Origin of the sequence: Arthrobacter sp. NPDC093139, assembly GCF_044754165.1 — a bacterium.
In the GTDB taxonomy this organism is placed as follows: domain Bacteria; phylum Actinomycetota; class Actinomycetes; order Actinomycetales; family Micrococcaceae; genus Arthrobacter.
In genome coordinates this window covers 130685-144664 of sequence record NZ_JBIVOO010000002.1, presented here as the reverse complement: position 1 = coordinate 144664, position 13980 = coordinate 130685, and the positions used below count along the sequence as shown (strand labels likewise).

General features: G+C 65.8%; 16 protein-coding genes. 4 read left to right on the top strand and 12 right to left on the bottom strand.

Going from position 1 to position 13980, the window contains the following annotated elements; all coding sequences use genetic code 11:
- Nucleotides 1-118 precede the first annotated feature (118 nt).
- Nucleotides 119-1159: a LacI family DNA-binding transcriptional regulator gene (locus tag ACIP90_RS03730; RefSeq protein ID WP_400577075.1), complete on the top strand. Its 1041-nt coding sequence runs from the start codon at nt 119-121 to the stop codon at nt 1157-1159.
- Nucleotides 1160-1345: 186 nt separating this feature from the next.
- Here the strand turns inward: ACIP90_RS03730 and ACIP90_RS03725 are convergent, their stop codons facing one another.
- From ACIP90_RS03725 to ACIP90_RS03700, 6 genes are all read right to left on the bottom strand, one after another.
- The gene (locus ACIP90_RS03725) at nt 1346-2278 is read right to left on the bottom strand and encodes a hypothetical protein (RefSeq protein WP_400577074.1); all 933 of its coding nucleotides are present in this window, start codon (nt 2276-2278) and stop codon (nt 1346-1348) included.
- Nucleotides 2279-2373: 95 nt separating this feature from the next.
- The gene (locus ACIP90_RS03720; RefSeq protein WP_400577072.1) at nt 2374-3489 is read right to left on the bottom strand and encodes an NAD(P)/FAD-dependent oxidoreductase; all 1116 of its coding nucleotides are present in this window, start codon (nt 3487-3489) and stop codon (nt 2374-2376) included.
- A 61-nt stretch (nt 3490-3550) separates the two neighbouring features.
- Complete coding sequence (locus ACIP90_RS03715; RefSeq protein ID WP_400577071.1) at nt 3551-4591, bottom strand: Gfo/Idh/MocA family oxidoreductase; 1041 nt, start codon at nt 4589-4591, stop codon at nt 3551-3553.
- Nucleotides 4591-5367: an amino acid ABC transporter ATP-binding protein gene (locus ACIP90_RS03710; RefSeq protein WP_400577070.1), complete on the bottom strand. Its 777-nt coding sequence runs from the start codon at nt 5365-5367 to the stop codon at nt 4591-4593. Before ACIP90_RS03710 ends, ACIP90_RS03715 begins: the two co-directional genes overlap by 1 nt.
- Complete coding sequence (locus ACIP90_RS03705) at nt 5364-6152, bottom strand: amino acid ABC transporter permease (protein ID WP_400577068.1); 789 nt, start codon at nt 6150-6152, stop codon at nt 5364-5366. Before ACIP90_RS03705 ends, ACIP90_RS03710 begins: the two co-directional genes overlap by 4 nt.
- A 93-nt stretch (nt 6153-6245) precedes the next feature.
- Nucleotides 6246-7106, bottom strand: coding sequence for an ABC transporter substrate-binding protein (locus ACIP90_RS03700; RefSeq protein ID WP_400577066.1), 861 nt, complete (start codon nt 7104-7106; stop codon nt 6246-6248).
- A 180-nt stretch (nt 7107-7286) separates the two neighbouring features.
- On the opposite strand from ACIP90_RS03700, the gene ACIP90_RS03695 reads away from it, so the two are divergent.
- The 3 genes from ACIP90_RS03695 to ACIP90_RS03685 all read left to right on the top strand — a co-directional run bounded on the left by ACIP90_RS03695 (nt 7287) and on the right by ACIP90_RS03685 (nt 10231).
- On the top strand, nt 7287-8387 hold the full coding sequence (locus tag ACIP90_RS03695; RefSeq protein ID WP_400577063.1) for a LacI family DNA-binding transcriptional regulator: 1101 nt from the start codon (nt 7287-7289) through the stop codon (nt 8385-8387).
- A gap of 121 nt (nt 8388-8508) precedes the next feature.
- Nucleotides 8509-8937: a YciI family protein gene (locus ACIP90_RS03690; RefSeq protein WP_400577061.1), complete on the top strand. Its 429-nt coding sequence runs from the start codon at nt 8509-8511 to the stop codon at nt 8935-8937.
- A 37-nt stretch (nt 8938-8974) separates the two neighbouring features.
- Nucleotides 8975-10231, top strand: a complete 1257-nt coding sequence (locus ACIP90_RS03685; protein WP_400577059.1) for an RNA polymerase sigma factor — start codon at nt 8975-8977, stop codon at nt 10229-10231.
- A gap of 349 nt (nt 10232-10580) precedes the next feature.
- Here the strand turns inward: ACIP90_RS03685 and ACIP90_RS03680 are convergent, their stop codons facing one another.
- The 6 genes from ACIP90_RS03680 to ACIP90_RS03655 form a co-directional block, all read right to left on the bottom strand.
- Nucleotides 10581-10811 carry a zinc-ribbon domain-containing protein gene (locus ACIP90_RS03680; protein WP_400577058.1) on the bottom strand — a complete coding sequence of 77 codons (231 nt, stop codon included), beginning with the start codon at nt 10809-10811 and terminating at the stop codon, nt 10581-10583.
- Nucleotides 10812-10983: 172 nt separating this feature from the next.
- Complete coding sequence (locus tag ACIP90_RS03675; protein WP_400577055.1) at nt 10984-11430, bottom strand: DUF4383 domain-containing protein; 447 nt, start codon at nt 11428-11430, stop codon at nt 10984-10986.
- A gap of 20 nt (nt 11431-11450) precedes the next feature.
- Entirely contained in the window at nt 11451-11951 is a 501-nt protein-coding gene (locus ACIP90_RS03670; RefSeq protein ID WP_400577053.1) for a MarR family winged helix-turn-helix transcriptional regulator, read from the bottom strand.
- Nucleotides 11948-12589 carry a DUF3618 domain-containing protein gene (locus tag ACIP90_RS03665; protein WP_400577051.1) on the bottom strand — a complete coding sequence of 214 codons (642 nt, stop codon included), beginning with the start codon at nt 12587-12589 and terminating at the stop codon, nt 11948-11950. Before ACIP90_RS03665 ends, ACIP90_RS03670 begins: the two co-directional genes overlap by 4 nt.
- Nucleotides 12586-13017 (bottom strand): phage holin family protein, encoded by a 432-nt coding sequence (locus tag ACIP90_RS03660; protein WP_400577050.1) that lies wholly within the window; start codon nt 13015-13017, stop codon nt 12586-12588. Before ACIP90_RS03660 ends, ACIP90_RS03665 begins: the two co-directional genes overlap by 4 nt.
- Complete coding sequence (locus tag ACIP90_RS03655; protein WP_400577047.1) at nt 13014-13844, bottom strand: hypothetical protein; 831 nt, start codon at nt 13842-13844, stop codon at nt 13014-13016. Before ACIP90_RS03655 ends, ACIP90_RS03660 begins: the two co-directional genes overlap by 4 nt.
- Nucleotides 13845-13980 lie beyond the last annotated feature (136 nt).

Sequence of the window (13980 nt, the reverse complement as noted above, 5' to 3'; positions counted from 1 at the left end):
GAACGTTTGCGGGAACGTTTTCATTCTGCGGTGTGGTTCAGCTCACTGTCAAGGGGCAGGTTCCGAACGAGGAGGAAATAGAGTGTCTACTAGGACAATTCCGAACAGGAGAATTCGCATGGAATCGGCTGCCCCAGGCACGAACGTCACCTTGAGGGACGTTGCGGCGGCCAGCGGAGTTAGTCTTTCCACGGCCAGCCGGGCACTGGACGAACGTGGCACCGCGTCGCGCTCTGCAGCCGCGGCGCACGTCCGCAAAGTGGCGGAGGAACTCGGATACCGCCGGAACTCGTTCGCGTCGAGCCTGCGCAGGGGCGAAACCCGGACCCTCGGAGTGCTCGTCCCCCGCCTCAGCGACACCGTAATGGCCCTGATGTTCGAGGAGCTCGAGCGGGCGGCGTCGGACCGCGGCTATTTCGCGATGGTTGCCACCAGCGGTGATGACCCTGATGATGAACGCCGTGCCGCAGAGACCCTGCTCGACCGCAACGTGGACGGGCTGATCCTGGCCACGGCCCGAATCGATGACGAGCTCCCCCGCCGCTTGCGCGAACGGGGCATGGCGCACGCGCTGGTGCTGCGCACCGACGGGGTCAGCCCCTCTGCGTTAGGCGACGATGAAGTGGGCGGATACCTGGCAGTTCGCCACCTCATCGACCTCGGTCACCGTGACATCGCCGTCGTGACCGGCCCGGCCTTCACTTCCACCGGGACCGCCCGGCTCGCCGGTGCCCGTAGAGCCTTGGCGGAAGCGGGCATCACGCCCCCGAAAGAATGGCTGCTCGCCGTGGGCTACGGCATAGAAAACGGGTTCTCCGCCGGAGAATCCCTCCTGGGCAGCAACGCAGGGCGGCGCCCCAGCGCCGTATTCGCGGCCAACGACAACCTGGCCATGGGCCTCATCGCAGCGGCCCACCGTTTCCACGTCACGGTCGGAGAAGACCTGGCCCTGGTTGGCTACAACGACATACCCCTCTCATCCCGGCTCTCCACCCCGCTGTCATCGGTGCGCGTGCCCCTGGACCAGATCGCCGGCAACGCCATCGACCTCATCGTGAATCCCAACAGGGAACCAAAAATCCGGAAATCCATGCCAACGCTCATCCCGCGTGAATCGAGCGGCTCCCCCGGGCACTCCACAGCACCCCTTCGTTCCTAGTCAGGCGCCGCAGGGTTCCGCAAGCTTTCTGCAAGGCCGGGCTGCCACACTATGGGCATCTGGCCGGAACGGGTGCCCTTCCGAATGGCTCGGCCAGTATGCCGGCCCGGCACCGCACTCCCCAAGGCGATGCCGGGACCGGCAGTTCTTTGTCCGTCCCTGCGGGGGCCGGACAAGGAACAACCGTCAGTCTCCGTACCACCTGACCACACGCAGCGCTCTGAGGGTGTTCCACCTGCTGGGGCGTCCGTCGCCGTCCTCCATTGAGAAGTGAATCCTCCCAGGGTGGGTATTCTCCAGCAGCCAGGTGCCATCGGCCTGCCGCCTGGAACGGAGCACACCGACCGCTTCGGCCGTGCGCTCGTCCGGCGGACCGCCCACTGCCCGGAAGTACTCGAGGCCCCGAAGCACGTCATAAAACCAGCGGGTCGGGTACGAGAAGTGCAGCCACTCCTCGTTGATCAGCTCGCCGGTGGATTTCCGGCGCAGGAGTCCGCGCTCAAGCAGGTACTCCTCAGCGCGCTTTCTCGCCGCAGCAGACGCCGGCGAACCGCCCGTCGCCCGTTCGTGCTCGAGCAGCCCCTCGAGCACGTTGATCGTGGTCCCGAACGAGGACCGTGTGGAGCCGTTTTCCGCCTCGCAGTTCCAGCCACCGTCGGCCAGCTGATCCCCAAGCAGACGCGACACCACGCCGTCGACATTCTGTCCGAAATAGGCTCCGAGGGTGACGGCCATGCCGTTAACGCACGGCTCCACTTCCCCTTCGAAGAAGGGCTGGTCCCCCTCCTCCCACCGGCTGTTTTCCCGCACGAGTCCGACGGCGCGGCGGGCCTCGTTGCTGTCGGGGTCGAGTCCGAATTCACGCAGGAGCAGCAGGCTGTAGGTCGTCGCGGTCCAGGGTTGGCCGGGCGCCGAATCGTCATACTGCGCCGGGTAGTACGTGCCGCCGTCCCACTGCCCGTCCGCACCCTGCAGCGCGAGCAGGCGGGCGCCCCAACCCTCGCTGGCCACGCGGGCACGCTCGGCGGACACCTCCCCCGGCGGCGCGTCCGCAAGGTCACGCAGCACCTGCCAGCGGATCGAAGGGTCGGAATCGAGCAGCCAGTCGAGGACCTCCATCCCCTCAAAGTACACCTGGCGTGCGAAGAATAGGGCGACGGCGGCGCCGCCGCCCTATTCTTCACATGCAACAGTTCCGGTTCAGGAATATACGGTCAGGAGAACCGCCCCGGCCGGAATGTGGCCAGCATCGGGTGCCTGTTTCCGGTCAGAATCTCCCCCGCGAGCAGCTCGCCGGCGATGAGCCCCAGCGTGGCACCGGAATGGGTGAAGGCCACGAAGCAGCCCGGCACCTGGCCCAGTTCGCCGAAGACAGGTTCGCCGTCGCCAGGGATGGGCTTGTATCCGATCTTCCACGACGCCGGCTTCAGCTCGGGGTTTCCGGCGATGAGCTTGGATGCTTCATCCGCAAGTTCCTGGACGACGTCATCAGGGATGCTGAAAGTGCCGTCCGCGTGCCCGGTGATGTGCTCTTCGTACCAGTCGTGGTCCAGCGCAAAGGTGCCGCCCGGGTTGGGCCGCACGGCGGCACGCGGCGTGTTCATCACAGCCCGCACGTCGTGGTCCACCGGCTTGGTCACCACAAGCATGGACACCGGTGAACCGTTCGGGATCTCCACGCCCAGGGGCGCGACGACGGCGGGTGTCGCCGCTCCGCACGCCACCAGCACAGCGTCGGCGTCGTACGTCTCGCCCGCCGCCGTTTCGACGCCGACGGCGCGGCCACCGTCGGTCACGACGGAGGCCTTGCCGGCATTCACCACCAGCTTGCCGCCGCGATCGTGGAACTCCTCCATCAGGAATTCCACGAGGGCCGGCAGGCTGACCCAGCCCTCGCCCGGGTTGAAAATGGCGTTCTCCGGAATGGCACCGGCATCGATGCCGGGCGTGGCGGCGGCAACGTCTTCCGGTGCCAGCAACACTGAGTCGTACCCCACGGACTTCTCGTACGCGTGGCGGGCCTCAGTATCCTCCCTCTGCCCGGCCGCGTTCCACATGAGGCCGCCGCCGAACTGCAGCCACTCGCGGTGGGGATCTGCGGCGAAGAGCGTGCGGTACCGGTCAATACCCGCGAGGCGCAGCAGGTGGTACGGCGTTGACCGCTCGCCCGCCGAATTGAGCCAGGACAGCGAGCGGCCGGTGGCCTCGCTCGCGAGGCCACGCTCCGTCAGCAGCGTCACGGACGCGCCCTCGCGGAGCAGATGGACAGCGGTGGAGACGCCCAGGATGCCGCCGCCGATGACGGCGACACGCTTGGTGGTGGAGGACATGCGTTGTCCCTTTCTTTGTGTTCTGGTGCTTTGGCCATGCGGCCAGGTAACTGGGGGCGGGCTACGCGAAGGCGTGGATTTTTTCGATGATTCTGAGGGTTTCGAGCGGCTGCGCGGGGTCCACCGGCAGCGGCCCTTCACCCCGGAGCGAAGCAGCGAGCCCGGCGTAGAAACCGGGGTACCCGCCTTTCGCTGCCGGTACCGGCACGGCAGACCCGTCCACTCCCAGAAGCCCCCAAGACTCCTGGGCGTCAGCGCCGTACGCGGGATCCGACGGCGACATGCCCGCCGCCAGTGCTGCCTCCTGGCTGTCCAGGCCCCATTTGGTGTAGCCGGCCGTGGAACCGAGAACGTGGAAGCGCGGGCCGACCTGGGCCGCCATGCCGTTCATCCACAGCCTGGAGCGGACGCCGGATTCGTGACGCAGGGACACGAAGGCCTCGGTGTCGGCACCATCCGGATGGCCGTAGTTGGCTGTCTCCCCGTAGCTTTCCCCAACGGGGCCGAACAGCTGGATGGCCTGGTCGATCAGGTGGGCGCCGAGGTCGTTGAGGATGCCGCCGCCTTCGGTCAACCCGGCAGTGTCCCGCCAGTTTCCAAAGCCGTCCGGCCGCCACCACTCGAAGCGCGACTCGAAAGTGCGGACCTCCCCAAGGGCGCCTTCGTGTACGAGCTTCTGGAGCGTAAGGAAATCGGCGTCCCACCGCCGGTTCTGGAACACCGTCAGCTGCACACCGCCGTCGGACGCCCTGGCGATCAGCTCTTCACCGTGCGCCGCCGTTGTGACGAACGGCTTGTCCACCACCACATGGAGGCCGTGGGCAATGGCCGTGGCCGCGAGGTCGAAATGCGTGAGCGGCGGAGTGCCGAGGACGACGAGGTCGAGATCGGCGGCGAGGGCGAACAGCGCCTCGGGTTTGGGAACCACTCTGGCCCGCGGGTAGAGCCGCGCGGCTTCAGCGGCGCGCTCCGGATCCGATGTCACGATCACGTCCAGGGAGTAGCCCGGATCGGCTGCGATCAGCGGCGCATGGAAGACCTTCCCCGAGATGCCAAAGCCGACGACGGCCGTCCGGATGGGTGCCGTTGCCACGGTCCGCATCACAGCACCTCCGAAAGGAAGCGCTGCAGCCGTTCACTGCGCGGGTTGTCGAAGAGCTCGGCCGGCGTGCCGGCCTCCACCACTTCGCCCTCATCCATGAAGACCACCTGGTCCGCGACCTTGCGGGCGAAGCCCATCTCGTGCGTAACCACCACCATGGTCATCCCGCGGCGGCCCAGTCCGGCCATGAGGTTCAGCACGCCCTTGACCAGTTCGGGGTCCAGCGCGCTGGTGGCCTCGTCGAAGAGCATCACCTCAGGTTCCATGGCCAGGGCCCGGGCAATGGCGACACGCTGCTGCTGTCCGCCCGAGAGGTCCCGGGGACGATGGTCGGCGCGTTCGGCGAGTCCCACCTCGGCGAGGCGGCTGCGGGCACGTTCCCTTGCCTCGGCCTTAGGCATTCCTTTCACGCTCCAGAGAGCCAGGGCCACGTTCTCGAGCGCAGTGTGGTCAGGAAAGAGGTTGAAGTGCTGGAACACCATGCCGATGCGGGCCCGAAGGATGTCGGGCTTGACTTTCAGGGCGCTCTCCCCGGCCAGCAGCACGTCGCCGCTTTTGGGTTCATGCAGGCGGTTGATCCCGCGCAGCAGCGTGGACTTGCCTGAGCCGGACGGGCCGATGATGCACGTGGTGGTGCCGGGGGCCACCGTGAGGCTGACGTTGCGGAGCACCTCAATGTCCCCATAAGCCATGGTCAGGTTCTTCAGTTCCAGGCTTGAACCGTGGAACGTGCTGCTTTCCGCGGCAGTGTTGGCCGTGTTGCTTGCGAGGCTCATGTGTTGCTCCCGGTAATCAGCGGCGAGGCCGCGTCGAGTTCCTTGACTTCCTTCAGCCCGCTGCTGGGTGCAGACGGCCGGCGGCGGCCGGTGCGGAACCTGTTGTCGAAGTAGTTCACCAGGTGGGTCAGCGGCACCGTGATCACCAGGTAGAAGATGCCGGCCATGACCAGCGGCGAGAGGTTGCCGGACAGCACGGCGGCGTCCTGGCCAACCCGGAACAGTTCACGTTCGCTGACCAGCAGGCCCAGGAAGTAGACCAGGGAAGAGTCCTTGACGATGGCGATGAACTGGTTCACCAGGGCGGGCAGCACGCGGCGGATGCCTTGCGGCACCACCACCAGGGCCATGGATTTGGCGTAGCTCATGCCCAGCGCGCGGCAGGCCTCGCCCTGCCCCTTGTCCACGCTGAGGATGCCGGCGCGGAAGATCTCGCCGATGTAAGCGCTGGCGATAAGGCTCAGTGCGATGATGCCGAGGGGGTAAGGCGACGGTCCGAAGACGGACTGGCTGAACCTCGCGAAGCCCTGTCCGATCAGCAGGATGGTGAGGATTGCGGGAAGGCCCCGGAAGAGGTCAGTGTAAATCCGGGCCGGAACCCTCAGCCACTTGGACGGCGAGATGCCCATAATGGCGATCACCATGCCCAGCACCACACCCAGAACGGTGGCGGCGATGGAGATGATCAGGGTATTGAGGAGGCCCACGCCCAGTAGCTGGGGCAGCACTTCGGCCATTGCGCCGAAGTCAAAGAAAGTTCGGATGATGGTGTTGAGCCAGTCCATGGTTGCTCTCAGACGTAGTTCGCTTAGGGGTCCCGGGCGGGCCGCGCAGGGCGGCCCGCCCGGAAAGCCGGTTGGCTTGGTTGCCTTTGGGGGCTACTTGCTGGGGGCCGGGGACGCGGTCTGCTCGGCCTTCGGCAGGTACTGCTCCGGCATCGGCGAACCGGGGAACCACTTCTGGTAGAGCTTCTTCCAGGTTCCGTCCTCCATCGCTTCCGCGAGGCCCTTGTTCAGCGCCTCCTTGAGGGCGGTCTTGCCCTTGGCCACGGCAAAACCCGCAGGGGCGTCGAAGGACGGGATGTCTGCGGCGCTGACCAGGCCATACTGCTCCTGGTACGCCTTGGCTGCCTCGTAGTCCAGGAAGTGGGCGTCCACGGAGCCGCTGTTCACGGCGGAGATGGCGGTGTTGTTGTCAGGGAAGCGCACCAGGTTTGCCGACGTGAAGTTCTTCACCGCGTAGGCTTCCTGCAGCGTTCCCTGGACCACGCCCAGGCGCTTGCCGGAAAGACCGTCAGCGTCCTTGATGCCCGAGGTCTTGGTGGTGATGACCGTCAGGTATCCCGCAAGGTAGCCCTCGGAGAAGTCGACGGTTTCCTTGCGCTTGTCCGTGATGCCGATCGCGGCCACGCCGACGTCGAACTGGCCGTTGGCCACAGCGGCAAGCAGTCCGGAAAAGTCCTGGCCGGTGAAGACCACGTTGTCTACGCCTGCACGGTGGGCCACGTCCTTGAAGAGTTCGACGTCGAAACCGGTGAAGTTACCCTGCGCGTCAGTGAAGGTATACGGCTTCGAATCGCCCAAGCTTGCCACCCGGATGGTGCCCGGTTCGATCAGGCCGTACGGGTTCTCGGCAGGAGTCGAATTGGCCGATGATGATCCGCCGCAGCCGGAAAGGGCGAGGATCGCCGCCAGGGCTGCCGCAGCAACGGCTGCCGGGCGGAAGTTCAATTTGATCACAGCGTTTGTCCAATCGTGGGAGGGAAAGCGGTGCTGTCAGGGCCGCCAAAGGATTTGGTCGATGAAGGTCTTGCTGAGTCCGGTCTCAGTCCCTACGATTGAGACCGGACTCACATCGATTGAATGAAAATGTAGCGGAACTCACAAGCCGCGTCAACAGCCCTCCTTGGAAAGGTGAACATGAGCAGTGACGGAGCCAGACGGCGGGACGTAACAGTCGCCGACGTCGCAAGAGCTGCCCAGGTATCCAAGGCCCAGGCCGCCCGGGCCCTGGGCAACTACGGGGCCGTTAGCGAGGACGTGCGTGAGCGGGTCCTCGCGGCCGCGGAAGAGCTGGAGTACCGGCCCAACGAACTGGCCCGCAGCATGAATACGGGAAAATCCCACACCATCGGGGTGGTGGTGGGCGACATCGAAAACCCCCACTTCGGACTCGCCACCAGGGGCATCACGGACACCGCCAAGAAGAGCGGGTTCAACGTCATCCTGATCAACACGGACGAGAACACGGCCGCGGAAGTGGACGCCGTGCGGGTGCTCCTGGACAAGCGGGTCGATGGCCTCATCATTGCCCCGGCGTCCTCTGTGGAAACCCAACATCTGCGGCGCGTCCGCGATTCCGGCCGGCCACTGGTTCTGCTGGACCGAGCCGCGGAGGGCCTCGATGTGCAGACGGTCGCCGTCGATATGGCACCCATCGCGTACGAGTCCACCCGCCACCTCCTTGATGCCGGGCACCGAAGGATCGCCTTCATCTCAACCCTGCGCACCGACGCCGCCTACAGCCCGGACATGCGGTTGGACTCCTCCCAGATCGCAGATCGCCTGGACGGGATGCGGCGGGCCTTTGCCGATGCCGGCTGCCCGTTTCCGGAAGACCTGGTACGGCTCAACGCCGGCGCCGCCGAATCCATCCGGAACCTCACCCGCGAGGTCCTCCTCGGCGACGACGCGGCCACCGCCGTCGTCGCTTCGGACGGACTGATCGCACTGAGCGTCCTGGAGGCCATCCAGCAACTGGGACTGGCTGTGCCTGGCGATGTCTCGTTCATGATGTACGACGATTTCGCCTGGACGCGCCTCACCACGCCGCCCCTGACGGTTGTGGCGCAGCCCGTTTATGAGATGGGTGCGGCGGCGGCGGCTGCCCTGATCCGGCAAATCGAGGGCCGCTCGCCCGTGGCCCCTGCCCCGGAGTTCAATGCGAAGCTGATCCAGCGGGGGTCCGTCGGTATAGTGCCCGCCGCGTCTGGGGAATCTGTCGCCGTGCCGGCTGTGTAGTGACGTCCTGCGCCTAGACTTCAAAAAACTTTTCATGCGCGTGTCGATTCCTGGCACCCCCGTTCGACGGGATAGTAGAAGGACGCACACGGCGTCCTCATCCAGTCAAAGGAGAAATCCCATGAAGTACATGTTCATCATGCGCGCCACCGACGAGGCAATTGAGGAATCGAAGAAGGTCCCCTTCGAGGAGATCCTCAACAAGATGGGCGCTTATAACGAATCACTCATCAAGGCCGGTGTCATGCTGGCCGGCGAGGGCCTCGCCGACCTTTCAGAGGGTTCCGCCTTCGTGGTTGACTTCTCCGAGGAACCCCCCGTGGTCACGGACGGCCCCTACGGCGAAACGCATGAGCTGTTCAACGGGTTCTGGATCGTCCAGGTCGCATCCAAGGAGGAGGCCGCCGAATGGGCAAGCCGCTGCCCGCTCGGACCGGGCTCGAAGCTGGAGGTCCGCCGCGTCGCAGAAGCCGAGGACTTCGCTGACTTCGAGGACAACGAGTACATCCAGAAGGAGGCGCTCTGGCGCGAGGAGCTGGGCCAGGCCTGATCCGACCGGTGAAGCGGGAGTGAGCCAGGAGGCCCCGGTGAATGAGGAAGCCGCGATCGAGGCGGCGGGCGCGGCAGTCCGCCGCCGGATCGATGCGCTGTGGCGCATCGAAGGCCCCCGCATCATCGCGGCCCTCGCCAGGGCCACCCGGGATTTCGGTCTTGCCGAGGATCTGGCCCAGGAGGCCGTGGCCGATGCCCTGGCCCAGTGGCCGGGGACCGGCGTCCCGCGGAATCCCGCCGCCTGGCTCACCGCCGTCGCCAAACGCAAGGCGGTCGACGCCTGGCGGCGGGCCGAGATGCTGGATGAGCGCTACCGCACCATTGCCCACGGACTCTCGGACGCGGAAGACCTGTCATGGGAGCCGGTGGACGACGACGTGCTGCGGCTCGTCTTCACGGCATGCCATCCCGTCCTCTCCCGCGAAGCGCAAATGTCGCTGACGCTGCGGGCGGTGGGCGGCCTGACGACGGACGAGATCGCCCGGTTGTTCCTCGTTCCGGTCGCCACCGTGCAGCAGCGGATTGTGCGGGCCAAGAAAACCCTGGCCGCAGCACACGTGCCCTTCGAGGTCCCCGAACCACACGAGTGGGGCGGGAGACTGGGCGCGGTCCTGGGGGTCGTCTACCTCATGTTCACCGAGGGCTATTCGGCCACGTCCGGAGACCGGTGGATCCGCCCCGATCTGGCGAACGAGGCCTTGCGGATAGGGCGCGTTCTCGCCGGGCTGGTTCCACGCGAGCCCGAAGCCCATGCGCTCGTGGCACTCATGGAGTTCCAGGCTTCACGCTTCGCCGCCCGCACCCGGCCCGACGGCACGCCCATCCTGCTGGCGGACCAGGACCGCACCCGCTGGGACCGTAGCCAGATCGGGCGGGGCCGTGCAGCCCTGGCCCGGGCCGACGAGTTCGGGCGGGGCCGCCGCAGCTATGCCCTGCAGGCCGCCATCGCCGAATGCCATGCGGTGGCGCCGAGCATTGAGGAGACGGACTGGGCGCGCATTGTCTTGCTCTATGAGGTGCTCGGCCGTGTGGCGCCGAGCCCCGTCGTGGAACTCAATCGGGCCGTGGCCGTGTCCATGGCGACGGGTCCTGCCGCCGCCTTGGCCATCGTTGACCGCCTCGCCTCGGACGGCGCCCTGCGCGGAGGGCATCTGCTGCCCAGCGTCCGCGCCGAACTGCTCGTTCGGCTGGGGCGGACCGACGAAGCCCGCGCGGAATTCACGACGGCGGCCGCTTTCGCCAGGAACGACCGCACCCGGGCCGTCCTGGAGGCGCGGGCAGCAGACCTCTGACCCCTTGATTACCGCAGGGGCAGCGCCCTGATGACCCAGCTCCGGCTCCACCAGCGCGTCCCGGCCAGAGACGTTGTGAGCCGCAAAGGGTTGGCCAACGACTCATTACGGCCCTGCCCGCGCAACCACGCTGAGTTCGAAGGCATAGCCGGCAAGGCCCACGCCGCGCCAGGATCTGGCCTTTGAGCTGGCGTTTCTCGTGTGTGCTTCCACCGGATATGAGGGTCGGCCACACTACGCCTGTTCCCAGTGACGCTAGTTTGCATGTCTCGTAAGCCGAGACCTGGGAAACTGAGTCCGCCACCGGACCAATGCTTTTCCCTTGGGGCAGAAACGGGAACCGTGTTGTTTACCGGCTTAGCGCGTTTGCCTCGCGTTTGCTGATGGAGGAGTGTTGCCCGCAGTTTGAGCAGGTGATGCGGTACGACCTGGAGGTGGTGAAGACGGGGATGAAAAAGAGTGTGATCCTGGCGGCACGCTCTTCGAGGTAGTGCTGAACGAAAGCCCTGCAGTACCGGCATGTTGCGGCTCGGGAGGGTAGTGCCTTGAGTTTGGTACTTAGTCCGAAGATGAAAAGCATCAGCGGCCTTTCGATGTGACGGTGATGGTGGGTGGGTGGCGGGTCAGGGCAATGAATGTGTCCGGGGTCGGGACATCCGCCCTTTGCGATGCTGCCCTGGCTGGTACTCCACCCGGACCGCCGGCTACAACGGCAGGTTGTCGGGATGAGCGATAGGTGGCTGTGGTGGTCGTCAGCGGCGGGTTGCGGTGTTCCGGGACAGGAGTACCGCCAAGGCGATCATGCCGAGGCCGAGGACGAGGTGCAGCCAGTTGTCGGCGCTGTTGACCGGGACGAAGTTCGCAGGTGTGTCGTGGCCGATGAGCAGCCCGTAGAGCCAAAGGACCAGGTAGATGATGCCGCCGTAGAGGAGGAAGTTCCTGGCCTGGCTGTGCGTGCGGGCCATGAGGATACCTGCGGCGCCGAAGAGCAGGTGGACGATGTTGTGCAGCACGGAAACCTGGAAGATGCCGAGCAGGAGGGCTTCGGATCCGTGTCCTGCGAATCCCAGGGAGTCGTAGTTGCTCGTGATGCCGGGGATGAATCCCAGGATGCCGACGAGCAGGAAGACTGCCCCGACGGCCTGGGATGCTGTCTGGAGTCTGGTCTTGGGGGCGGTTGCGCGGTTGGTGGTCATCATAATGGTGGACTCCTTCGTGGTTATGGGAACAGGTGGTGCGCTTCGTACTGCCTGAGCGCATGGATGTGGTGTTCCAGCTGTCCGCGGAGCGTGTTCTCAGCCTCCAGACCGGTATGCGGCAGCTGGTGCAGGAGATCTTCCGCGGCCTGCAGCGCCGACTCGCCGCGCTCGGTGAGCCGAATGTCGGCGTTCCGGCGGTCGTTACCGTGCTCCCTGACGAGGAAGCCAAGACCCTGCAGGCGCCGGACCGTGCTGCCGAGGCTTTGTTTACTGATGCAGAGCAGCGCGGCCAGGTCTGAGACGTTGGCCGGTTGGAGCTCGGCGACGGCTTCCAGCACATCGAGGGCGCTCTTGGTCAGACCGAGTTGTGTGAGGTGACGGTTGATCCACCGTTCGTCCAGGCGTGCGGCAATGCTCAGGAGCCGGTGTATCGGCCAGTCATCCGGGCCCGCCGAACGGGCAAGCCCTCGGCCGGGGTGTTCCCTGCGGGGCGGCGCAGGGAACTGGTCCGGGCTGTTCACGTGTTCTGGACGTGGTCCTTGGCGTCCGAGGCGCTGGACTTGACGTCAGAAACTGCGGTTTGGCCTTCGTCTTTGACGTTCTGGACGGCGTCGGTGGCGGTGGCCTTGACGTTTTCCATGGCTTCCTGGGCGGGTTCCTTCAAGCCCTGGGCCATGTCCTTGGCGGCGTCGGTGAGCTGGGTGGTGACGGGTTCGGCCGCGCTCTTGAGGGTCTGGGCTGCTTCGCGTTCCTTCTGGCTGGGCGGGATCAGGGAGGAGACGAGCAGTCCGGCGCCGAAGGCGATCAGCCCTGCGGCCAGGGGGTTGCCCTGGGCCTTGGCAGCCGCTTGGTGCGGTGCGTCGGCGATGGCTGAACCTGCGTCACTGAGCGTGGAGCCGATGGTGGATCCGGCATCACCCATGGTGGAACCTGCGCTGCCGGTGGCGGAGGAGACCTTGGACGTGGCGGTGTCCGCTGCTCCCATGACTTTCTCCTTCACTCCGAAGACAGCGTTCCTGACCTTGTCCTTGGCCTTCTCGGTCTGGCGGTTCACGATGTTCGAGGGCGTGACCTTGTCGGCCACGGCGTCCACGTTCGTGCCCAGGCGGGCACGGGTTGCTTCGATGTCGGCGCGGATGGCGTCCGGATTTTCACTCATCGGTTCTCTCCATTGGGTTTGAGGGTCGGTGGGATTTCCTGGAGTGTTTCAGCGGTCTGGGGCATGCCCTTGATCTTGTTGAGTTCCTTGCGGCCAATCGAGGCAAGTACCGCGGCGATGATGCCCCAGATCACGGCCACGACGACGGCGGACCAGCCCAGGCCCATCAGCTCGCCCAGCGCGTACCAGAGGGCGATGGAGAGGAACAGGAGAACGAAGTGGCCCGCGACGCCGGCGCCGGCGAGCATGCCGCCGCCCTTGCCAGCCTTCGTGGCCGACTGCTTCGCTTCCGCCTTGGCCAGCTCCAGTTCCTGGCGCATAAGGGTGGACAGGTCCCGGGTGACATCCCCCAGGAGCTCGCCAAGGGAATTGGTGTCTGCCTTCGCATGCGCGGCTGTGGGAGGAGGCTCCGGTATTTGGCTGCTCACAGCTGGCGCCCTTCACCCTCTGCGTACTGGTCCTCAATATCGCGCAGCGGCACGCCTGCAGTGGAACTTCCCGGCGGGGTCTGTGCCGGGGTCCCACGCGTGCCTTGGATGGTGGGTTCCCCGTACGCGGTTTCCCCGTAGGCAGATACACCGGTGGTGGTTTCCTCGTAGAAGGGCTCACCCATCCCCGAGGCGAGGGTGCTCTCAGGAGCCAGGGTCCGGGCCGCCTGCGGCGCAGCGGCGCCGCCTGCCGTTGCCGTGGCTGACGGGGCGCCGGCCTGAAGACTGCGGCCCAGCCGTCCGGCGAGCAGACCGGCACCGGCCGCGATCAGCAGGAACGCCCCTGGCCGTTGGCGGGCAAAGGACTTAACCTCACCCAGCAGGGAACCCGGGTCCCGGTTCTCCAGCCAGGACGCGACGGATTCGGAACGCTCCGCGGCCTGGCGGATCAGATCGGACGCGACACCCTGCTGCTCAGGAGCGTCGGCCATAGTGCGCAGCTGCGAGGAGACCGTGCGGATCCCTTCGACGGCCTTCTGCTGCTGGGCCCCCGCCTGGTCCGTCATGCCCGTCTTCGCCTGGTGCAGAAGATCCTTGGCGCTGGTCTTCGCCTCGGAGGCGACGTTCGCGACCTCGGCCTTGGCAGTCTCAGCCACGCCCTGGGCTGCGCCTGCTGTCTTCCCGGCCATGTTCGACGCTTCTTCCTTCACAGCGTCCTTCTTAGTGGTGACCCCACCCTTCGCCGTGGATGAGGTCGCTGTTCCTGGCGTGCCGTAAGGGTCAGCTGCGTAGGGATCAGATGTCTGCGGCCATTGGTTCTCGGTCATCATTGCTCTCTTTCCTGTTCAGGGGTAGCTGCTGTTGATGAACCAGCACGCCAGATAATAGTAAGCATGGTTACTATTAAATAGTAAGTGTACTTGCTAATTACTTTCGGAAGTTCCGCTGCCTGCTGAATCGCCG

What these genes read in the sequence shown, in the direction of transcription:
- ACIP90_RS03730 (WP_400577075.1), top strand. Translation starts at nt 119, where the DNA reads ATGGAATCGGCTGCCCCAGGCACGAACGTCACCTTGAGGGACGTTGCG.
- ACIP90_RS03725 (WP_400577074.1), bottom strand. Translation starts at nt 2,278, where the DNA reads ATGGAGGTCCTCGACTGGCTGCTCGATTCCGACCCTTCGATCCGCTGG.
- ACIP90_RS03720 (WP_400577072.1), bottom strand. Translation starts at nt 3,489, where the DNA reads ATGTCCTCCACCACCAAGCGTGTCGCCGTCATCGGCGGCGGCATCCTG.
- ACIP90_RS03715 (WP_400577071.1), bottom strand. Translation starts at nt 4,591, where the DNA reads ATGCGGACCGTGGCAACGGCACCCATCCGGACGGCCGTCGTCGGCTTT.
- ACIP90_RS03710 (WP_400577070.1), bottom strand. Translation starts at nt 5,367, where the DNA reads ATGAGCCTCGCAAGCAACACGGCCAACACTGCCGCGGAAAGCAGCACG.
- ACIP90_RS03705 (WP_400577068.1), bottom strand. Translation starts at nt 6,152, where the DNA reads ATGGACTGGCTCAACACCATCATCCGAACTTTCTTTGACTTCGGCGCA.
- ACIP90_RS03695 (WP_400577063.1), top strand. Translation starts at nt 7,287, where the DNA reads ATGAGCAGTGACGGAGCCAGACGGCGGGACGTAACAGTCGCCGACGTC.
- ACIP90_RS03690 (WP_400577061.1), top strand. Translation starts at nt 8,509, where the DNA reads ATGAAGTACATGTTCATCATGCGCGCCACCGACGAGGCAATTGAGGAA.
- ACIP90_RS03680 (WP_400577058.1), bottom strand. Translation starts at nt 10,811, where the DNA reads ATGCTTTTCATCTTCGGACTAAGTACCAAACTCAAGGCACTACCCTCC.
- ACIP90_RS03675 (WP_400577055.1), bottom strand. Translation starts at nt 11,430, where the DNA reads ATGATGACCACCAACCGCGCAACCGCCCCCAAGACCAGACTCCAGACA.
- ACIP90_RS03665 (WP_400577051.1), bottom strand. Translation starts at nt 12,589, where the DNA reads ATGAGTGAAAATCCGGACGCCATCCGCGCCGACATCGAAGCAACCCGT.
- ACIP90_RS03655 (WP_400577047.1), bottom strand. Translation starts at nt 13,844, where the DNA reads ATGACCGAGAACCAATGGCCGCAGACATCTGATCCCTACGCAGCTGAC.